General features: G+C 49.6%; 23 protein-coding genes and 1 pseudogene. 8 read left to right on the top strand and 16 right to left on the bottom strand.

Going from position 1 to position 20,412, the window contains the following annotated elements; genetic code table 11:
* Positions 1-293 precede the first annotated feature (293 nt).
* The gene (locus ACH1XZ_RS04315) at positions 294-530 is read left to right on the top strand and encodes a major outer membrane lipoprotein (RefSeq protein WP_002908860.1); all 237 of its coding nucleotides are present in this window, start codon (positions 294-296) and stop codon (positions 528-530) included.
* Between the two features lie 63 nt (positions 531-593).
* On the opposite strand, the gene ldtE is transcribed toward ACH1XZ_RS04315, so the two are convergent.
* From ldtE to sufA, 7 genes are all read right to left on the bottom strand, one after another.
* On the bottom strand, positions 594-1,610 hold the full coding sequence (ldtE, locus tag ACH1XZ_RS04310; RefSeq protein WP_395594452.1) for a L,D-transpeptidase LdtE: 1,017 nt from the start codon (positions 1,608-1,610) through the stop codon (positions 594-596).
* Between the two features lie 109 nt (positions 1,611-1,719).
* A complete protein-coding gene (gene sufE / locus ACH1XZ_RS04305) occupies positions 1,720-2,136 on the bottom strand; it encodes a cysteine desulfuration protein SufE (protein WP_123652118.1) in 417 nt (138 codons plus the stop codon).
* A 12-nt stretch (positions 2,137-2,148) separates the two neighbouring features.
* Positions 2,149-3,369: a cysteine desulfurase SufS gene (gene sufS, locus ACH1XZ_RS04300; protein WP_395594451.1), complete on the bottom strand. Its 1,221-nt coding sequence runs from the start codon at positions 3,367-3,369 to the stop codon at positions 2,149-2,151.
* Complete coding sequence (sufD, locus tag ACH1XZ_RS04295; RefSeq protein ID WP_395594450.1) at positions 3,366-4,640, bottom strand: Fe-S cluster assembly protein SufD; 1,275 nt, start codon at positions 4,638-4,640, stop codon at positions 3,366-3,368. Before sufD ends, sufS begins: the two co-directional genes overlap by 4 nt.
* Complete coding sequence (gene sufC / locus ACH1XZ_RS04290; protein WP_035897141.1) at positions 4,615-5,361, bottom strand: Fe-S cluster assembly ATPase SufC; 747 nt, start codon at positions 5,359-5,361, stop codon at positions 4,615-4,617. Before sufC ends, sufD begins: the two co-directional genes overlap by 26 nt.
* Before the next feature lie 17 nt (positions 5,362-5,378).
* Positions 5,379-6,866 carry a Fe-S cluster assembly protein SufB gene (sufB, locus tag ACH1XZ_RS04285; RefSeq protein ID WP_395594449.1) on the bottom strand — a complete coding sequence of 496 codons (1,488 nt, stop codon included), beginning with the start codon at positions 6,864-6,866 and terminating at the stop codon, positions 5,379-5,381.
* 10 nt (positions 6,867-6,876) lie between these two features.
* The gene (sufA, locus tag ACH1XZ_RS04280) at positions 6,877-7,245 is read right to left on the bottom strand and encodes a Fe-S cluster assembly scaffold SufA (RefSeq protein ID WP_035897146.1); all 369 of its coding nucleotides are present in this window, start codon (positions 7,243-7,245) and stop codon (positions 6,877-6,879) included.
* A gap of 531 nt (positions 7,246-7,776) precedes the next feature.
* Between sufA and ACH1XZ_RS04275 the strand changes: the two genes are divergently transcribed.
* Genes ACH1XZ_RS04275 through ACH1XZ_RS04265 form a run of 3 tightly spaced genes read left to right on the top strand, consistent with a single transcriptional unit; the run spans position 7,777 to position 9,182 of the window.
* A complete protein-coding gene (locus ACH1XZ_RS04275) occupies positions 7,777-8,256 on the top strand; it encodes an Hcp family type VI secretion system effector (protein ID WP_395594448.1) in 480 nt (159 codons plus the stop codon).
* Positions 8,253-8,834, top strand: coding sequence for a glycoside hydrolase family 19 protein (locus tag ACH1XZ_RS04270; protein ID WP_395594447.1), 582 nt, complete (start codon positions 8,253-8,255; stop codon positions 8,832-8,834). The genes ACH1XZ_RS04275 and ACH1XZ_RS04270 overlap by 4 nt, the downstream gene beginning before the upstream one ends.
* Positions 8,835-9,182 (top strand): hypothetical protein, encoded by a 348-nt coding sequence (locus ACH1XZ_RS04265; protein ID WP_395594446.1) that lies wholly within the window; start codon positions 8,835-8,837, stop codon positions 9,180-9,182.
* Between the two features lie 848 nt (positions 9,183-10,030).
* Here the strand turns inward: ACH1XZ_RS04265 and ACH1XZ_RS04260 are convergent.
* From ACH1XZ_RS04260 to ACH1XZ_RS04245, 4 genes and pseudogenes are all read right to left on the bottom strand, one after another.
* Positions 10,031-10,321, bottom strand: a complete 291-nt coding sequence (locus ACH1XZ_RS04260; protein ID WP_395594445.1) for a DUF1493 family protein — start codon at positions 10,319-10,321, stop codon at positions 10,031-10,033.
* Between the two features lie 33 nt (positions 10,322-10,354).
* Positions 10,355-10,531: pseudogene (locus ACH1XZ_RS04255) on the bottom strand (STM2901 family protein); the annotation flags it as partial.
* 149 nt (positions 10,532-10,680) lie between these two features.
* The gene (locus ACH1XZ_RS04250) at positions 10,681-11,382 is read right to left on the bottom strand and encodes a helix-turn-helix domain-containing protein (RefSeq protein ID WP_395594444.1); all 702 of its coding nucleotides are present in this window, start codon (positions 11,380-11,382) and stop codon (positions 10,681-10,683) included.
* Positions 11,383-11,428: 46 nt separating this feature from the next.
* Entirely contained in the window at positions 11,429-11,815 is a 387-nt protein-coding gene (locus ACH1XZ_RS04245; RefSeq protein ID WP_395594443.1) for a hypothetical protein, read from the bottom strand.
* A gap of 686 nt (positions 11,816-12,501) precedes the next feature.
* Between ACH1XZ_RS04245 and ACH1XZ_RS04240 the strand changes: the two genes are divergently transcribed.
* The 3 genes from ACH1XZ_RS04240 to ydfZ all read left to right on the top strand — a co-directional run bounded on the left by ACH1XZ_RS04240 (position 12,502) and on the right by ydfZ (position 13,579).
* Positions 12,502-12,834, top strand: a complete 333-nt coding sequence (locus tag ACH1XZ_RS04240; RefSeq protein ID WP_395594442.1) for a hypothetical protein — start codon at positions 12,502-12,504, stop codon at positions 12,832-12,834.
* Positions 12,835-13,033: 199 nt separating this feature from the next.
* Positions 13,034-13,237, top strand: coding sequence for a hypothetical protein (locus ACH1XZ_RS04235; RefSeq protein WP_395594441.1), 204 nt, complete (start codon positions 13,034-13,036; stop codon positions 13,235-13,237).
* 138 nt (positions 13,238-13,375) lie between these two features.
* Positions 13,376-13,579, top strand: coding sequence for a putative selenium delivery protein YdfZ (gene ydfZ / locus ACH1XZ_RS04230; RefSeq protein ID WP_035896147.1), 204 nt, complete (start codon positions 13,376-13,378; stop codon positions 13,577-13,579).
* Between the two features lie 66 nt (positions 13,580-13,645).
* Here ydfZ and ACH1XZ_RS04225 read toward each other — a convergent pair whose 3' ends face one another.
* Genes ACH1XZ_RS04225 through ACH1XZ_RS04210 form a run of 4 tightly spaced genes read right to left on the bottom strand, consistent with a single transcriptional unit; the run spans position 13,646 to position 18,001 of the window.
* Entirely contained in the window at positions 13,646-14,752 is a 1,107-nt protein-coding gene (locus ACH1XZ_RS04225) for a DUF4056 domain-containing protein (protein WP_395594440.1), read from the bottom strand.
* Complete coding sequence (locus ACH1XZ_RS04220; RefSeq protein WP_395594439.1) at positions 14,753-15,880, bottom strand: BamA/TamA family outer membrane protein; 1,128 nt, start codon at positions 15,878-15,880, stop codon at positions 14,753-14,755.
* A complete protein-coding gene (locus tag ACH1XZ_RS04215; RefSeq protein WP_395594438.1) occupies positions 15,880-16,818 on the bottom strand; it encodes a hypothetical protein in 939 nt (312 codons plus the stop codon). Before ACH1XZ_RS04215 ends, ACH1XZ_RS04220 begins: the two co-directional genes overlap by 1 nt.
* A 31-nt stretch (positions 16,819-16,849) precedes the next feature.
* Positions 16,850-18,001 (bottom strand): BamA/TamA family outer membrane protein, encoded by a 1,152-nt coding sequence (locus ACH1XZ_RS04210; protein ID WP_395594437.1) that lies wholly within the window; start codon positions 17,999-18,001, stop codon positions 16,850-16,852.
* Between the two features lie 329 nt (positions 18,002-18,330).
* On the opposite strand from ACH1XZ_RS04210, the gene ACH1XZ_RS04205 reads away from it, so the two are divergent.
* Entirely contained in the window at positions 18,331-19,416 is a 1,086-nt protein-coding gene (locus tag ACH1XZ_RS04205; RefSeq protein WP_395594436.1) for a GGDEF domain-containing protein, read from the top strand.
* A gap of 20 nt (positions 19,417-19,436) precedes the next feature.
* On the opposite strand, the gene ACH1XZ_RS04200 is transcribed toward ACH1XZ_RS04205, so the two are convergent.
* Positions 19,437-20,306 carry a hypothetical protein gene (locus tag ACH1XZ_RS04200; RefSeq protein ID WP_395594435.1) on the bottom strand — a complete coding sequence of 290 codons (870 nt, stop codon included), beginning with the start codon at positions 20,304-20,306 and terminating at the stop codon, positions 19,437-19,439.
* Positions 20,307-20,412 lie beyond the last annotated feature (106 nt).

Raw genomic sequence — 20,412 nt, 5'->3', positions numbered from 1 at the left:
TAGTTTGCTTAAAAAAGCGCCCTCTGGGCGCTTTTTTTATACACTCAGATAACTGAGCTCAATAAAAAATCAAATAGGCTGTCACTATTTAAACTCGGATTATCTAAGATGAATCCGATGGAAGTTCCCTGTTTTCACACACTTTTTCGCTCCAAAATCCCAAAGTCGATGCTTCTTTGAGCGAACGATCAAAAATAAGGGAAAACGCATAAAAAAATATTCTCAATATAAAAAAGTTTGTGTAATACTTGTAACGCTACATGGAGATTAACTCAATCTAGAGGGTATTTATAATGAATCGTACTAAACTGGTACTGGGCGCGGTAATCCTGGGTTCTACTCTGCTGGCAGGTTGCTCCAGCAATGCTAAAATCGATCAGCTGTCTTCTGACGTTCAGACTCTGAACGCTAAAGTTGACCAGCTGAGCAACGACGTGAACGCAATGCGTTCCGACGTTCAGGCTGCTAAAGACGACGCAGCTCGTGCTAACCAGCGTCTGGACAACCAGGCTCACTCTTACCGTAAGTAAGAGTTCTGGTAATAAAAATGGCGCACATTGTGCGCCATTTTTTTGCCTGCGATTTGCCCCGCTCTACTGCGTCACCTTTCCTGATGATGTTTCTGCGCCAACCGTTTCGCTCCGCGCACTGTTTTGCACCGACAGCACTGGCTCAGCGGCAGAAGGCGTACCTTTCCCCGTAGAAATGATCACTGGATAACCGGCACGACGCGACAGCGTTTTCTTCACGAGATCTTCGCTCACGCTCGCCTGCTGGACGAACTGCTTAAAGCCAGGGGATAACGTCATCTTCATGGTTTGCGTATCCTGTGCTTCGTTCTGCGACAGCGGACGATGCACTTCCAGATAGCGAGAGCCATCCGGCTCGACGGCATACTTCACCGGTTCGTTGATGACCCTGACCGGCGTTCCGCTGCGCACCTGGGCGAACAGCGCTTTGATGTCTGGCGCGTTCATACGAATGCATCCCGAGCTGACGCGCAGCCCGACGCTGTCCGGCGCGTTAGTACCGTGAATGAGATATTCACCGTTGCCGTACGCCAGACGCAGCGCAAAGAGCCCCAGCGGGTTACCCGGCCCGGCGGGAACCACTGCCGGCAGCGTGATACCCCGCTCCAGCGAACGCGCGCGGATGCCCGCCGTTGGCGTCCAGGTTGGATTCGGGATCTTTTGCCCTACCCGTGTGGTCATTTCCGGCGTTTCCAGCCCCTGAAGACCTATACCAATGGGATAAACCTGCACCTGCTGCTCGCCCGGCGGGAAGTAATAAAGCCGCAGTTCAGCGAGGTTCACCACGATGCCTTCACGCGGCACATCCGGTAGCAGCATTTGCGACGGGATGGTCACAACGGTACCGGGTCTTGGCACCGGAGCAATGGTGTTGTTGGCTTCGAGGATCAGCATCGCCGCCGTGTCAAAGCGTCGGGCGATAGCCTGTAAGTTCTTATCACCGTCCTGAACGGTGTAGGTTTGGTTCTGGCCGATTAAACGACTGTTGGCAGGGGGTAACGGGTAGTCAACGGCCCAGGCGCTGGAAATGGCGCTAAGGGCTCCTAAAATGCTGAGTGCTAAGAGGGACGCGCGCTTCATATCTGGATTCCTTATTCATATTCACTGACAACGTGCCAGAAAGCTGAACCACCAGCGTGGCGGGCTCTGGCCCGCCTTTCGTAACAGAATGAAAGCTGTCTATTTGATATTAGCTAAAACTTGCTGCTTGCGTACGAATTGCCCGAATCATCGCTTCCAGCCCCTGGGAGCGTGAGGGAGTCAGGTGCTGCGCCAGCGCCAGCTGTTCAAACCAGGGGCGAACATCGAAGGCCTGAACGTCGGCGGCGGTCATTCCATCGTAGAGGATAAACACCACGGCAATCAAGCCTTTAACGATAGCGGCATCGCTATCGCCCTGTAGCGTTATTCTCCCCTGTTCATCACGCCCCATGACTATCCACACCTGGCTCTGACAGCCCTGAATGATATGCTCTGGGCTGTGTTGCTCAGCGCTGAGCGGCGCTAGGCGCTGGCCCAGTTCAATGATATAGAGGTACTTTTCTTCCCAATTCGCGCAGCGCTGGAAGTTGCGCAGCAGTTTGTCTTTATCCGGTAAAGCCGCCATTGTTGCTCCCTGTTAACCCAGTAAACGCCTGATGCGCTGTAATCCTGCGACCAGTCTGTCGACCTCTTCTACGGTGTTGTACATCGCCAGCGAGGCCCGGCACATCGCGGGAACCTGATAAAACGCCATCAGCGGCATCGCACAGTGGTGGCCGGTACGCACGGCGATGCCGTAGTTGTCGAGAAAACTGCCCACGTCATAAGCATGATGCTTGCCGAGGTTAAAGGCTATCACCCCCCGACGCTCAGCGGGGCCGTAAAGATGCAGGTCAGGCACGGTGGCCAGCGCATCCAGTGCGTAACGCATCAACGTCTGCTCATATTCGTCAATCGCCGTCAGCCCCAAACCGTTGACGTAATCCAGCGCCGCGCCCAGCCCAATAATGCCGCCAGTGTTCGGCGTACCCGCTTCGAAGCGCCAGGGAGCTTTGTTCCAGGTGGTGCCTTCGGTCAGGCTGACGGTGTCTATCATTGAGCCGCCCCCTTCCCACGGCGGCATCTCCTGAAGAATTTCCGCTTTGACGTACAGTGCGCCAATCCCGGTCGGGCCATAAAGCTTATGACCGGAGAAGGCATAAAAATCGCAGTCCAGCGTCTGTACATCGACCGGCAGATGCATCACCGCCTGCGCGCCGTCCACCAGCACCTTCGCGCCATGGTCTTGAGCCAGAGTCATCAACGCAGCGAGCGGATTCTCGGTTCCCAGTACGTTAGAAACCTGCGTCACCGCCAGCAGTCGGGTACGTTCGTCAAACAGCGCCTCTACGGCATCTAGCTGCAGCGTGCCGTCAGGCGTGAGCGGGATAACCCGCAGCTCCGCGCCGGTGCGCGCACAGAGCATCTGCCAGGGCACGATATTGGCGTGATGCTCCATGGCGGTGATCACGATATTGTCCCCCGCCTTAACGTTGCTGTTTCCCCAGCTATTCGCCACCAGGTTAATCGCTTCGGTGGTGCCGCGGACAAAGACAATCTCTTCGGCACTAGCGGCATGAAGAAAGTGCGCCACTTTCTGACGCACGTCTTCCATACGCTGCGTGGCTTCGGCACTTAGCGTGTGGATCCCACGGTGTACAGCGGCATAGCCGTGGCGATAAAAAGTCGCTTCGGCGTGGATCACCTGCTCTGGTTTTTGTGCGCTGGCAGCCGAGTCGAGATACACCAGCGGCTGACCATGAACCTCACGCGCCAGCACCGGAAAATCACCGCGAACCTGTTGTACGGAAAAAGTCATTGTTTACCTCCTGCCAGACGCAGCCCGATCCGCGCCAGCGCATACTGCTTAAGCGGCTCAAGGACGATGGCATCGGTCAGCCCAGCGGCAAACGCATAGAGGATGATTTTTTTCGCTTCCTCTAACGCGACCCCGCGTGAGCGTAAGTAAAAGAGCTGTTCATCGTCGATACGGCCTACGGTCGCGCCGTGGCTGCACTTCACGTCATCGGCGTAGATTTCCAGCTGCGGTTTGGTATCCACTTCCGCCAGACGGCCAAGCAGCAGGTTGTTGTTGGTCATCTGGCCGTCAGTTTTAATCGCGTGCGGCGCCACGGTAATGACACCGTTAAACACCGCCCGGCCCTTATCGTTCACGATAGTTTTATGCAACTGACGGCTATTGCAGTAGCCCTGATTATGCTCAAGCCAGGTGCGGGTATCGCACACCTCGTTACCCACCGGCATCGACAGGCTGTTAACCCGCAGGGTGCTGTTTTCGCCATTCAACTGCGTGCTGGTGTGGTGACGCGTGACCGCCGCCCCCAGCAGGAAGCTGTGGCTGAAGGCCGAGGCGTCGCGCCCCAAGCGAAGATCGTTATGGGCGAAGTGGTAGCTCAGAGCATTTTCAACGTTCAGCTTAAGATGCTGAAAGTGCGCGTTGTCCGCCACCTCTGCGGTCAACCTTGCGCCGGTAAAATGGCGCGCCGCATTCAGACTGACATACTGTTCAATCACCGTTGCCTGCGCCCCTTCCGCCAGCCGCAGGTGGTGGCGATAGTGCGCGGTGTTCATCTCATCCGAATCAAGTCCACGGGTGATATGTAGCAGCAGCAGCGGTTTTGCCGGATGTTGGTTACGCGCCACCTGAATATGAGTCACGCTGGTCGCCAGCCCTTCAGTCAGGTGGAGAAAGACTTCTCCGTGAACCGCTTCCGGCAGCGACTGGCGCTGATTATCAACCGTTACCTCAAACCCGCTTGCCGATACATCGTCGCTCAGACGGGCGTCGAACTGCCCATCAACAAACACCAGACGGTAAGCATCCAGCGCCACCGCGTGTGCATCACGCTCTTCTGCGGTCAGCGCCGGCAGTGCTGGCGCGACGAAAGTGCTGGCGAGCAATTTATCCAGCGAGGTGTATTTCCAGTCTTCATCTTTACGCGTCGGCAACCCCAGCTTTTGTACTTGCTGAAGGTGCTGCTGCGCCTGAGGCGACACGTTGCCGCCCCGCGACTGGAACAGCGCATGCCACTGCTGCAGCGCGCTACTGTTGTTCGCTAAGCCAGCCATAGCCCTGCTCCTCCAGTTGTTTCACCAGACGGAAGTCGCCGGATTTCACAATGCGCCCTTGATAAAGCACGTGCACCACGTCGGGCTTGATGTAATCCAGAATGCGCTGGTAGTGGGTAACGATGATAAACGCCCGCTTGCCGTCGCGCAGCGAGTTCACGCCGTCGGCGACGATTTTAAGGGCATCGATATCCAGCCCGGAATCCGTTTCATCGAGAATGCAGAGTTCCGGCTCAAGCACCGCCATCTGTAGAATATCGTTACGCTTCTTCTCCCCGCCGGAGAAACCGACGTTGACCGAACGGGTCAGGAGATCCGCAGGCATCTTCAACAGATCGATTTTCTCTTCCATCAGATCCTGAAAGTCAAAACGATCGAGCGGCTCTTGCCCACGATGCGCGCGCACCGAGTTCAGCGCGGTTTGCAAGAAGAACTGATTGCTGACTCCTGGGATCTCAACCGGGTACTGGAAGGCCATGAAAATTCCCTCTCCCGCGCGTTCTTCCGGCGACAGCGCCAGCAGGTCATTGCCTTTAAAGGTCACTGAACCACCGGTGACGGTATAATCTTCACGGCCAGCAAGCGTCGCGGAGAGCGTACTTTTCCCCGAACCGTTCGGCCCCATAATGGCGTGCACCTCACCCGGACGCACATTCAGGTTAACGCCGCGCAAAATCGCTTTATCGTCAACCGAGACCGCTAATTCTTTGATATTCAACATACCGTTTCCCTTAATCCTTAACCGACGCTGTGCTCAAGGCTGATTGCCAGTAATTTTTGCGCTTCCACGGCGAATTCCAGCGGCAGCTCCGAGAAAACATCTTTACAGAAGCCGTTCACAATCATTGAGATAGCGTCATCTTCGCTAATTCCGCGCTGCAAGCAGTAGAACAGCTGATCTTCACCGATACGTGAGGTTGTGGCTTCATGCTCCAGCTGCGCGCTGTTGTTGCGACACTCTACATACGGGAAGGTATGCGCGCCGCAGTCGGGCCCAATCAGCATGGAGTCGCACTGGGTATAGTTACGCGCATTGGTCGCCGTCGGCATGATTTTCACTAACCCGCGATAGCTGTTCTGGCTATGCCCAGCAGAGATCCCCTTCGAGATAATCGTCGAACGGGTGTTCTTACCAATGTGGATCATTTTGGTGCCGGTATCGGCCTGCTGATGGCCGCTGGTCAGCGCCACCGAGAAGAACTCACCAACCGAGTTATCGCCGCGCAGAATGCAGCTTGGGTATTTCCAGGTGATCGCTGAGCCGGTTTCCGACTGCGTCCACGACATCTTGCTGTTTTCCCCTTCGCACAGCGCGCGCTTGGTCACGAAGTTAAGGATCCCGCCGCTGTTGTTGTCGCCGGGGAACCAGTTTTGCACGGTGGAGTATTTCACCTCTGCATCTTTATGGATGATCACTTCAACGACCGCCGCGTGTAGCTGGTAGCTGTCGCGTACCGGTGCCGAACAGCCTTCGATATAGCTGACGTAGCTGCCTTCATCGGCAATCAGGATCGTGCGTTCAAACTGACCCGTTTTTTCAGCGTTGATGCGGAAATAGGTAGAAAGCTCCATCGGGCAACGCACCCCTTTCGGGATGTAGATAAAGGTGCCGTCCGAAGCCACTGCCGCATTGAGGGCGGCAAAAAAGTTATCGTTTTCCGGCACCACGGTGCCCAGATAGCGTTGAACCAGGTCAGGATGATCGTGAATCGCTTCACCTAAGGAGCTAAAAATAATCCCCTGTTCAGCCAGTTTTTCCCGATAGGTTGTCGCCACGGACACCGAGTCGAAGATAGCGTCTACCGCCACTTCTCTACCCTCACGCACCGGGACGCCGAGCTGGTTAAAGGCAGCTTCAACTTCATCCGTCAAAAAGCTGCCAGCGCCTGGCTGTTGCTTCGCACCGGGCTCGGAGGCACAGGTATCATCGCAGTTGCCGCAGGACGGCGCGGAGTAATAGCTGTAGTCCTGATAGTCCAGCGATTGATAGTGGGCTTTCAGCCAGTGCGGCTCTTCCATCTGAGTCCAGGCGTGGTACGCCTTCAGGCGAAATTCGAGCATCCACTCGGGTTCATTGCGTCGGGCCGAGATGGCTCTCACCACCTCTTCGTTGATGCCTTTTGCCAGTTCGTCGGTCTGTAGTTGGGTAAAAAACCCTTCTTTATAGTTCAGCGGGCCGCCGGCCCAGGTCTGGACATCGTCACTTGCATCAGTATTGCGCGTCATTATATACCGCCTATACCCCGAAGCTTTCGCCGCAGCCACATTCGTTCTGCGCCTTCGGGTTATGATATTTAAACAGCTGGTTCAGACCTTCCCGCACGTAATCCACTTCCGTGCCGTCAATAAACGGCATCGCGCTTAAAGGCACCCACAGCTTCGCGCCGTCGGCTTCGAACAGCAGATCGTCTTTATCCGGCTCGTTGACCGCGTCCAGCACATAGCCAAAACCCGCACAGCCGGTCTGTTTCACCCCGAGCCGCACGCCCTGGATACCGGGCTGTTGCTTTACCAGCTCACGAATATGCGCCGCCGCAGATGGTGTCAGCGTAATGCCACGCCAGCTGACGTCGTTCGGATCAAAAGTTCCAGAATGCAAATCCATAGGTCTACCTCATCAGTGGAGCTACAAAGGGATAACGCTATGTTAGTGATAATGATTATCACTTCAACCCGCGCCGCGTGGGGGTATTCACCGTTTTCCCTTTATTAATGCCTTTTATAAGCATAGACCCTACGACAAGCGCCGAATGAGATAGATTTATTTTTACAATGCTTTGAAAAATAATAGGTTTGTCGGTAATGATAGGCGGTTTGGCGAGATGTGCTAAAGATGCATAGCCAATGCCTATTTATTTAATCGGTTTTGAGAGGTTCTGTGAATCAGGCACTTAGAGAATAATCAGTAGGTTAGGAAAAGTGCCCTATGGACAATAAGGGACTTTATAACGCCCCCAAATGCGCCCCCAACGCCAAAACGCCCCAAAAAATGATGCAAAAACAAACGAAGCCTTCCTGGTACATTTCGATCACAGTTCCTGTCTAGCGTCCTAAAAAGGAACCATTTTAACTTAGAGAATCTATGATTACGGCTTAATTTCTTCCTCATTAAAAACATGTTCAAGGGGAAATAAAAATGGCAATACCGGCTTACCTCTGGCTGAAAGACGACGGCGGCGCGGATATCAAAGGCTCGGTGGATGTGAGGGATCGAGAGGGCAGTATTGAGATTACCGGCTTCGGTCACTCCTTACGAATCCCCACGGACGACAACACGGGCAAGCTAACAGGAACGCGCATTCACGGCCCGCTGACATTCGAAAAGGAGTTTGATTCGTCCAGTCCCTATCTGTACAAGGCTGTAGCAACCGGACAGCGCCTGCAATCCGCCGAAATACGCTGGTATCGAATCAACGATGCTGGCCAAGAAGCGGAATACTTCAACATGCTTCTGGAGGGCGTTAAGGTTGTATCGGTTTCTCCATCGATGGTGAATGACGAAAAAATTAACCACGTCGAACACGTCTGCCTGCGTTATGAAAAAATCACCTGGAAATATTGCGACGGTAACGTCCAGTTTACCGACTCGTGGAACGACAGAGCGACGGCGTCATGATTGATGTGACCCCCGAAATACTATGGAGTGTTGCCCGGCACTACATCCATAGGAAAAGCCTCCTGAACTCCCAGCACCGTAACATGCACGCGCTTGCCCCGCACTTTAACCACTGGTTCACCGTTTACGATATCAGTACTAAATTGCGCATCGCTCATTTTCTGGCGCAGGCCTGCGTTGAGACCGCGAATTTCTCAGCAATGACAGAAATCCCCAGACACGGCGGGCTGGAATATGACGCTGGAACAAAGGTCGGAAAGAATCTGGGAAACACTCAAAAAGGTGATGGGCCGAAGTACATAGGTCGTGGGCTGCTAGACCTCACCGGGCGAACCAACTATGTCGAGTTCGGAAAGGCTTTTAAAAAGGATTACATCACGCATCCGGAAAACGTAGCAAATAACCCCTATGTGGCAGTTAAATCAGCCTGCTATTACTGGAGTATGCGCCACGTGAACACGGCTGCAGATCAAGACGATATTAACAAAGTTACTCACCTGATAAATGGTGGATATAACGGTCTGGCGGATAGAAAAGAAGCTCTCCGAAAGGCTAAACACGCTTTGGGGATAAACTGAATGAAGCTGTTAAAAATCTTGGCGCTCCTGTCATTTCTGGTTTCGGCCACCAGCTACGCAGCCCCGCAAATATCGGCGCTCACCTGCAAAGCCAATGCGCTGAAAGATGCAAAGAAGCTGCTCTCATTCTATAGCGACAACGATGACCGGATAGAAATTGACGACAATGTTACCCCGCTGGCAAAGATAAAAAATCCCGCCAACGCAAAGCAGCATTTCGACGTTCTGGAAACATGGGGGTATATCTACAAAGGAAAATACAGGATGCACCTGATCTATTACACCTCTCCCGGTGACACTGACTGCGTTCTAATGGGTGAAGAGATCCTGGAGTACGCGGATTTATAGGCTAAGCACCCGGATGGGTGCTTTTTTGTTGCCCTATTCCGGCGCTACGTACACCTTGACATCCCCCCAATTCTCCAGCAACCGCGGCAGCATAAATCTGCGGTCCCCACTCTGTAACGTCAGTCGGCGATGCCGTGAACGGGTGCCAAATTCCAGCAACCTCCACCTCACAATCAATCGTAGAATTATCAGAGTAGTGATTATGAGGAAGGTGGGCGATCGCCGCCAATTGCGACCTGGCGACAGCAATTCATACCAGCAACACACCGTGAATACGACCCGAGGTCCACATGCTTGCGCAACCATAACCCACTGCGTCACCGCATTCCTCATGCGGTTTGAACGGGCATGAAATACTTAAAAAAACCGCACGAAGGCAATCTGGAGTGAATAAAATGCCCCGCAATCCGGGAATGGAACGGGGAATGATGACATTCAAGAGACCTGTCATCGGCCTTGAATTAAAATGTCTAAGCATAGAGTTTTTTTGACCCGTACCGATATTTATCTTGTTAATATGCAGAAATATAAAATGGTCGACGCCGCGTTTATCCTACCTAAGGGAATTTATCAAAAAAAAATATTTCCAAAATGCTTAAAATGAATATTCAGGTAGATAAGAGTGATAAACACTTATATTTTATGTCAATGAAAAGGTAAGATTCTTTACGGTTAATCACTTCCTCATCTATCGTCCCAGGTGATAATCCTAACGAAAAACACATGGAAACCGTCGAACATAGCTATGAAAGAATCGCATAGGATCGCGGTGTCGGAAATATCACTTTGCAGATGCGTAGGATGAACGAAAAATTGCACAGGCATTAAACATAATGGGGCTATCGCCCTTAGCCATACAACCAGTGCCCGGCTTTCGCCGACTCAATAATCATACCAAGTGTCAGCGGCTTCAGCGTTAATTCACGGTTGCACCATTTCCGCCTGAGCTTCCACTGCCACCAATATATCTCTGGTTCAATATAATTGTCTAAGATAAAGTTGTCGTGCTCAATACCATATCGTGTAAATAGATCAATGAGCATGTCTTCCAGATCTTCCGGGAACAAAGTAAAAATGTTCCTTAAAAGTCCAGTCTTTCTGGGCAGGGCGCTTGCGCTCGCTATCGTTATCGGTGACATACTGTAAAAACTCTTGCTCATCTGGTAGTAACATCAGAAATAAGTCCAGGCAATTTTATCTTTCGGTCTAGCTATAAGGTTATATTGGTTTCTCGTTTCCCTTGCAACAAGAGCGAGTATAACTATCACCTGGGCATAACCTCTGTGTGGAACCGCCCGACCTGCTGCCGTCCCTATCTTCTTTGCCGTTCGAGTTTTACCGAAACCTATGCTGTTTAAACTCTCAACAGAGAGTCCCCTAACGGGAAATGTTCCGACATGTAAAAATCCCATTTGGTTGCGGTGAGTCGGCAGGTTTATATCGCTGCCATCATCGGCTTATGACGCCTACCATTAATCCACCTCAATGTAACTATCGTTCAGCTCCAGGAAAGCGACGAACTAATTTCCGTGTTTCCCGCGACCTTTTCCGGTGCAGTTGCCCACGATGCTGTAGAAATATCTGCCAAGCGTGGTCTCCTGTTAGTCCACATCAGCTTGCCGAACTTCATAAATATAGATTGCATGAAAGCCGCGTTTTTATAGCCTAACTTCCTCAGTATTACCGCTCGGTGCTGATAAACCGTTTTTGTTGATCTGTCCGTCATAAAAGCGATCTGGGTAATGGAGAAACCCTTAGCAAGATAGTTAAGGATAAGGGCTTCAGTAGGTGAAAGCCGTGCGTAGTATGCGACACCTTCCATCGACACCTCCGTCGCCGCTGCATGCAAAACCGGTGAGAAGCAGTCTCTATTCTCATTAATATTGATGACACGGTCTCCAGCAGCCCAAAGAGGGTATACCATTCCCGTATCGTGACCCGTCAGCCATACTATCCGGTCAATGCAATTCGAATATATAAAAGAGATGACGTTTTCACCTGTTCCTTCCAGAAGAATATTACCGTCTACAAATATCATTTTCTGTTGATTAAAATTGATACGTTCATCGGTATGGTGGAATACATCAAAATCTTTAAGAGAACTTTTTATCCCCTGGTAAAGCCAATAGTTATTCGTGTAGACGACTATTGGATTGTTTTGTGTTCTTTTGAACTCTGGATTTATTTTATTACCCTCCATTAATATGCTCTAAATATTCGCAATATTTTCCTGTCACAATCTAAATTTATCCGAGTTTCATTTTCCTCGTAAATTCGACAACTTCACGAACAAATGCAACATCAACAAGGTAGCCATTGTTTTCTACGCGAGTAAAAAGATCGTCTGACACATTGAACCCGCTCAGGATGGCTTTCAATTCTCTCATAACTAACCATAGACGTTGACTCGAAGAACTCAACCCATATTTATCCCAGATATTTATTAGCAATTCCTGATCGGTAATTATCTCACTACCTGATTTCAATAATAAATATTCAAGCAAGCGCGCTTTGGTTGTTCTGAGTGGTATACCTTTCTCACTGCCATCCAAAGAGACTAAGGTTTTGTTCTCCACTGAATAATAAAGTCTATTATCAATTCTATAACCAAGAAGCTTTATATTATTATCCACCGCTACCCCGTTTGTTATATGGTCGTTTTCAAGATTACCGAGGCACAATAAGAGTTACAATTACATTTTCAAACGGAAAACAATCAATACAAATCACTACAAATTAACCATATTAAAGACATAAAACTTGATAAAGTAAAAATTTTGAGAGAGTAAATCCATTTCGCACCAGGCAATACCACTTATGAGGTATCATATGAAAGGCTTAGAATTAAATATGACGCATTCAAATTTTGTCAGCAAAATTGATGTAGGTCAATTTTGCTGACATAGGCAATATGTTGGTTTATTGATCTCGAATACTTATTCACCAGCCCATTCTCATCAATATTTTTCAATTCATCATCTGGTCACCTCCACTTCTTCCATTCGTTAAAGCGTTTCCTGTTCTTTTTTTGAACACACAATCAAATCAACAGTTCGTGATAATTATCCTGGACATGGATGCCTGAAAAATTAACCAATCTAAATATTTCGTTTGTGATAATTCTCTTTCGCACTGATGGCATTCTGTGCAAAAAAAATAGGGTTGCCGAACAGATTCTGACCAATGAGATATAACTAACACCTTAATTACACAGCAAATAGTCGTTGATACGCCTCTCATTGATCGACAGCAAGATTGCCCTTCTCAAAAAACGTAACAATCCCTTGCTCCCCGTTTTTCGATAAATAAAGTGAATGTTATGAAGTTAGCGATTTTTTTGTTCCTTTTCTCTTTTCAGGCCTACGCTCTCAATTTCTCGTCAACCATTCTTAAGTTGAACTGCCAGGGACGCGGGCTCGTCGAGGTTATTCTTCACGTCTATGAACACACACAGGAAGCATGGGAAGGACATTTTGAAACTGGCGCGGGCCATAAGCGCGTAGGTGACGTCGAAATCATTCCCTTCGCAAATGGCGACACGCTTCTTCATCGCGTTTCAACAGACTCATTCGGTTATATCTATCGCGGAGAAGAACGTCTTAAGCATTGCATCAAATTAGACGAACGCGCGGTTTATCCAACGTTTGGGTAAACGCTGATAGCAAACAGCAAATCTCACGGTTGAGGGAACGTCATCGTGCAAAGGGGCGTCTATCCTCATCCGGCTGTACTACCCTCGCATTTCACATCTAGGCATCTGTTTCACAATAAGCTATCTTACCCACTCAAACCAAACCTGGGTTCCTCTTGTGCGCAGCCATTCCTCATTCAATTTTTTCTCGCTTTGCTACATGATGATGACTTATGCGCTCATGTTTATCTTTGTGCTGGTCTTCATCGACTTTGCCGTCGGTGATTCATCTGAGGATGTCTGGACTGGGCGGATGACCCTACAGCGCTATTTTCTCGAACACGCCCTGCTCTACCTCAGCATCGCCTGTGCCGGTGCCGCCGCAGGATTCCTCATCTGGTTTATCGGTTCCCGAAAATCGTAATCCCCCTCTTTGATAATCAAATTTTTTCCTCCATCGGATAAACCTCTCTTTTGACAAAGCTCAAAACATGACGTGTTCGATAGCGGTATTAATTCACACCGCAAATATATCCCGTCTTGAATGTGAAAGGAGGAGACGATGAAAACCTACGATCGTAACCGTAACGCTATCACTATCGGCAGCCGCGTCATGATTGCAAACAATGGCGCGACGGGCGTTATCCGGTCAATTCACGGTGAAGGTAAAACGGCTGAGCAAATGCGCCGTACTGACTGCGTTGAAATTGAGGGTTGCGATGGCGTGTATTGCCCGCTGGATTTGATCCGTCTTGGTTTCAACTAATGCGTTTGCGTATTGCGCTGGAACCGTGTGAAAAATGACAGCATAAGGCCACGCAAGTGGCCTTATTTATTTCTGTATCCTCTCAAGTAAATGCTTATCCGAACGTTCTGCTTTATCAGCCAGCTTTTGGAACTGCTGTGGGTTGTAGAACGCTTTGGGCGGCGGAAGCGCTTGCATATCCTGTCCCGGATAAATCTGTAACATCCCTAAATGTGAAAGTTGATACCCTTCGACAACGGCAGGAAACGTTAGCATAAAAGGTTTGGCACGCTCATTGGCAACCGGCGTAGGCAGGCGGTTGAAACTCAGGTCATAGTTTCGCTTTAAGACCAGAAATTTATCAGGCACCCTTCTTTTACTGTTCCACCAGTCCCCATCCAGCTCACGAAATTTGTTTTCAGTTTCGGTACGTGTTGCGACATCCAGGCTCAGCAGCGCCTCTCTCAGCGCTGAAGTCATGGCGGCATTATAGTCATCGATTGATTCGGCTTTACCTTCCAGAATCAGTGCCATCGCAATGCGGGCACCAAGAAGATTGGAATAGAGGTCTTCGGGCGAAAAGGCCGAGATTTCTTCGGAAAAGCCGGGCACGGACTGAAATCCGTACCACTGCGCGATTTCGTGCCACTGCGCTAATTCAAAGGCCAGATGCCCGGCGAGCCAGGCGGCAATGGTGTAGCGCGAGCGCCTGTCCACTGGAGGGGTAAACGCATTGAGCTGTACGCGCCGGACTCCCAACTCATCGCTGTAGAAATAGCGCCAGCGTTGGCCTAACCTAGGATAGACTTGAGAGAAAAGGAAAAATGTATTATCCGCGGTATCACGAACGTGCGCGATATCAATAAAACCACCGCGATGAGTATAGATAAGCCCGTTCTCTTCTTTGCTTAGCCCAACGAGGTTTTTAACCGCTCCAAAGGCATTATCGTTGTACTGATGGCTGCCCAGTGTATCCAGAGTCAGCACATTACCAATCTGGTAGAAAGGAATCGGCACGCCAACCGCACGGACATGAAGATCGTGCCCGAAGGCACAGCACGGGCGAAGCGACTCCGGGGCGTTAAGATGCTCCGCTACGGGTGAAACGTTATCGGCGCGCTTCAGCGATAATAAACCGCCATTTGCCTGAACGCTTGCCACGACAAAAAGCAGCCACACTAGCCATTTGCCCATTCAAAATGCCTCTGCCACCTGAAAATAGAACCCTGCGCTCTCTCGACCAAAACCAAGGTCGAGCCTGATATTCATCGCTGGTTTCACCTCAAATCGATACCCTACACCAGCCGTTGGCAGCAAAGGATGGTGGCTTAAATCACCGGTATCATTGCCTAATGCCCCGGCCCCCAGCCACAGCACATAACCGTGTCGCCAGTTGAGTTTGCGACGATATTCAATCTGGCCGCTCACCACATCTTTGTCACGATATCGTCCCTGGTAGTAGCCCCGTAATCGTCGGTCATCCCCCGCCATCGAAAGCATGTCCCATGGCACCTCGCCGCGTGTAAAGCGCCCCCAGAGATCGAAGGCTAATACGGTTTTTTCATTGAGGAGATGGTAATAATCGTACTGAAGTTCTGCAGCCGTGAAGTGCGTATCCGAGCCCAGAGAGGGGTCAAATACGGTAAATTCCGCTTTAAAAAATTGCCCATGTTCCGGACGGGTCACCACATCACGGGAATCATAATTCACTGCCACGGAGGCCCCGGATGAAAGCGGTGACGACTCTGCATGCCACGTTGAGAAAACATCTCCCGGGTGTGCGTTCTCTATGCTCGCCTGCATAGATGAAAAATCCCAGCCCGCGCCAATATAGAGATTGTCCGCCACCTCTCGCAGTATCACCGGATGCACGCGGACAGAATTATTGGTATAGCTCTGCTCACCGCCCTGAGCTGCATCGTAACCAATCCCCCAAAAGCTGGTCGGCACTTTGGCTATTGAGCCATCAATAAAAAGTCGCCAACGATCGTCTGAGAAAAAAGTGTAATTATTGAGGCCAATGCCTAACGCACCGCTCGAACTCACGAATCCGGTGAACGACAGCGACGAGTTTTGTGTCTTGCTATCGGCCTTATCAACCCGGTAGATCCCAGCGACGGCCATCCCCAACCCGAGCTTTAATTCTGGGGTATAAAAAGGGCCTGGCAGTACGCTCCAGTTGATTCCTTTCGCCGGGTCGTATTGATTGTCCGCGCCCAGTTTTGCCAGGAGATCGTCAACGGATTTCTGATCGAGAGGAATGGCTTCAGCCTGAAGGCTCAGCGCCATTAACCCCGTCAGAACGAATGGCCTGATGTTCATCAGAAGCGGTATTCGCCAGCAATAAAGAAGCTATTACGCTCGTTAAAACCAATTTCCGTCAGGAGATTAAAATGAGGCGTAATTTCGTACTGGGTGCCTATCAACATATTCCAGGGTGACGTCAGACGCTGTTTAACATCAAAGCGCCCTTCACCATTCTGGTTGACCGCATCAATCAACGGCTGAAGCGACGCCGGCATGCTCAGGTCTGCAAGGTTCCCTTTAAACTCCTGTTGTACATCCTGATACATGCTTCCCAACCAGACGCTCAGGTGTGATGGGCCCGCCGGGCCCTGAAGATTAAAGCGGTACCCGACGCGCGGAGAAACGGTTAATGCCGAGATTTTGCCATCAAGAATGTCAAAGTCCGTACGGGTATAGTTGGTGTCCACCAGCGCAAACCAGTTTTCATAGCCTCCGGCGAGCGTAAACCCTGTTCCCCAGGTCATGCCTTTAAAATCCAGTTTGAAATCAATATTCTGAAGCTCACCGCTTTGATAAAGCCGATGTACAGCCCCGGCGATCAGACGGTCAACGCCGGTATACCTCGTTGGGTCCGCATCTACCGATACGTTTGAAACCGACGACCCGCGGGAATGTCCCACTAGACCATACACATTCAGAAAAGGGAAAACCCACATATCGAGGCGTACCGTTTCTGACTTACTCTTTTCCCGCGTGTGCCCGGCATCGATATTAAACATATCCGTTGGAATGGGATGATTTCCCAGCGCCAGCCCCGAAAAACTGATGCTGTCGACATCAATGTTCTGCCGCATATTCATATAGTTAACATTCACGCCAAAGGGCAATGGGATGGAATAGCCCCGCGCTCTGGCCTCGTCACCCCAGATAGGAAACGTACGTTCATCACCGTCGGCAGCCGTTGCAACACCTGATATCAACAGCAATGGCACAACGCTATTCTTCCATCTCATTATTGAGTGCCCCATCTGTCCAGCGGCCCGCCTACAATCCTGAGCCGACGTTGAAATAAACCGCCTGTTCGTTGTCGCTAAAAGCGACGTCAATCCCTGTATGCAACCCATATTCGCGCGCTATCAGGTAGCGGAATCCGGCGCCCCAGGCTACCTCGGCGGTGTGAAATAAGTCCGATGACGTATCAGCAGCGCTCCCGGCACCGATAAAGCCCTGAATAATCCAGCGCGGCGTCGCCTGCCAGGCCAACTGCGTTTGTACTGTGCCAACATGGTTTCCCTGATAGCGATAACGGGAGATCCCCCTTAACGCGATATAGGGCCGCGCCATCGGCGGTAAATGTTTATCCTGGTGTGAAAGGCTTTGATAATTCCCGGCGAGCGCCAGCGTCCAGGTAGGATTGAGCGGCAGGAATACCTTGCCGTCCAGCGTCAGCAAATCGTATTGGTAATCGCCGCCTAAGGCGCTGCCATAAAACTGGTATTCACCAGAAAGAGACACGCCGCGTCCAGGCCAAAAGAGGTTATCGGTGGTGTCATATTCTGCGACGATGCCAAAACCCGAGGAGGTGCTGCTCTCACCGAGCACTCGCTTCCAGACGCTATCAATAACGGGATTGTTTTTGGCGGAGATGTCCATTCTGGCCCAGAACTGCGAGGCACCGACAAATACCGGCGTATCTCCAAGACGAAAAAGCAGTTTTTGCATGCCGCCGTAACCTTTCGTTTCGGTATTGATCGCCTTGTTGTGGCCAAATCCTATGACATCACCGGTGTAAATATCCAGATTGATATCGGCATAACCGCCAGCGACAAGATATCGAATATGATCATCTTGCCAGGTATGGCGATGCCCGCCGCCAACAAACCAGGTGCCGTTTTGGGTGCCGCCGCCGCCAAAAGCGCTGATGGGCGGGGGGATAAAGCGGCCATCTTCACGTTGACCTTTCCCATGCAAAAAAAGCCCAAACAACCCACCGCCATAGCCAACGGCAGGTTCAGTAATCACCATGGGAATAGGCAAAAAACCATATTGGTTATCCTGCAGATAGCGGCTCATATCCAGCATGCCATCTTCGGGATCAAACAGGCTGTCAGCTTGTGCCTGCCAACAAAATAAAGGCAGCAGCAGAATTAACCACTTCAATGGCCACACACACTGTTCAGCCAGTAATCTGATCATCACCATCACCCAGAAAATATATTCTTATTATTGAGCGCAAAGCCTTGCTTCATGCGCTCATTTGAGCTTAGACCAGTCCTAAACGAATTCAAGAAGTGCCCGCGAGGTGGCTTTTCCAGAACAATGTTCCGCTATATTCTTTCAAGCACGAGGTAAATCCCTGAGTGAAATAAATGATGAAGCAAACCTCTGCGACAATAAACCCTTTCAATATTTATTATTAAACTAACATCATCGTCCATCGTTAGCATTACGCACTAAAATCGTCTATATTCAGGTAGTAAACTTACACTGACATTAACAAACATGAGCCGTCGATAATGAAGGTAATGAGCGATAGTAAGAAAATTTTAGATATTGTTCATTCATGGGGTTACATCTGGTTTCTTAGCCTCAATGTGGTTTTTTGCCTTTGGATGCTATCGAGTCTTTTTTTACAGGCATCAACCGGCCTTAACAAAGATATCATCACCAAACTTTGTTTGATAATCATCGGACTCTCACTGCTCAGCTTTTATTTACGACAGCATGTAAAGAAAAAATATCAACCCTTAAGCCTATCGCTTTTAGTTTTTGTTTTAGGCTTGCTGTGGGCAGGAATGTTCTATTTTATGATTCAGAATGACAATACACCAACTACTTCACTGGCTTTGCTCATCACCATTCTGCTTCCAGCAACAATATCATTCTATATTTCAGGCAGAATACTGCTTCTTTTTTGCGCACCCATTGTCATATCCATGATAATGAGTGAAATCATGTCACTTGATAAATTCAATCCCTTACAGATTTCTGGTTCCCTAATTATTCTTGCGGTGGTGATAAGCGCTCGATATATCCTATTGGAATGGTATATCCGAACACAAAACAGCGAATACGCCAAAAACGTATTGATTAAAAAACTGACACGAATGGCGCATCGTGATTCCCTCACCGGTTTGCTGAACAAAGGTAGCCTGAGCACGCATTTTGAACACAACATTCAGTTACTCAGAAAGCCTGATGAAAAGCTATTTATGATCATCATGGATATTGACTTTTTCAAACAGTATAACGATCTGTATGGGCATATAGCGGGTGATGAATGTCTGGTGAAGGCATCACAATGTTTATCTCAGTCGCTGAGAAAATCAACCGATACCGCGTTTCGCTTTGGCGGTGAAGAGTTTATCGTACTCAGTCGCTGCAACCATATTCAGGAAGCGGTCATGATCGCCGAACGCATTCGCAAGAATATCCATGATGCCAGAATTCCACATAAAGGTTCCCAATTATCGTCCTGGCTTAGCGCGAGTTTTGGTGTGGCCGAATGGGTCACTGGGTATTCATTGGATAAGCTCGCTGAAGATGCCGACAAAGAACTCTATAAGGCCAAACAAGCCGGACGAAATCAGGTATCATTCACCGGCACTTAACAGAATGTATCCACCTGCCATTATATGAGTTTAAACAGGATACGAATGGGCTTCATTTGCGTCAGATGCAGCCACAGATTATGCAGGTTAACAATGCCTGCCTGCGCTAAAATAGCCAACGTAATCATCAGCGTTGATGCCGTGATAATCAGCATTAAGCGATTAATATTTTTCTGGATCCTCAACTGCTGTTTGTCTCTTCTCTCCTCTGACTCCCAGGCGATAATCGTGGCAATCGCCTGGCCTTGAATAAAGTACTTACCCTCTTCAAGTTTGACATCCCCGGTGATAACCAATGATTGCAACAACAGGAAAATCTTACGCCTAAAATCTTCATTCTTGATATGGTGATACCAAAGCGTGCCATACAGTAAATCAACCACCTCATTGCATGCCATGCCCGCATGCGTTTTCCCTGGTGATTGGTGAACATACTCGTTCACCAGTACATTCAACAACATGATACGGTCAAGACCGGTCATCTCTCTGTCATGCGAGATCTGGGAAAATAGCTTATTTTTAGCCCGCGTTAAGAAATTCTTCACATAGGCAATGCGCGTGACGTAATTAGCGGCAAAAAACAAGATAGAGTCAAATCTAAGTGGCCCGAATTTTTTCCAATGAATGATTTCAACATTCATTTTCTCAAGCTCATTAATCGACACGTTCAGCTTTGCAACATAGGTCTGTTTCTCTGCGCTCCATTTTTCGAGTACCACGCTTTTGCCAATCAGGTTCACCAGCTGATATTTCTCCTGTTTTACGTCAGAAAAATAGACAGCGTAGTAGTTGTAGGTCTCACCATCATTAGCACTTTTGGCTGTCAACAGAGGGAGAAAGTAACCCCACAGTCTAGTTTTGATTTTTGAAACTAACGATTCTATAAACATGATTATTCACTATCGCTGTTATTATCGAGCACAGATAAAATTGATTAAAAATCGTACCACGCGGTATTTGAAGCGTTAAGCGTAACATCATTTAATTTTGGATTAT

Source organism: Kluyvera chengduensis, from assembly GCF_044197065.1.
In the GTDB taxonomy this organism is placed as follows: Bacteria; Pseudomonadota; Gammaproteobacteria; order Enterobacterales; family Enterobacteriaceae; genus Kluyvera; species Kluyvera ascorbata_C.
This window is presented reverse-complemented; position numbering and strand designations above follow the sequence as displayed.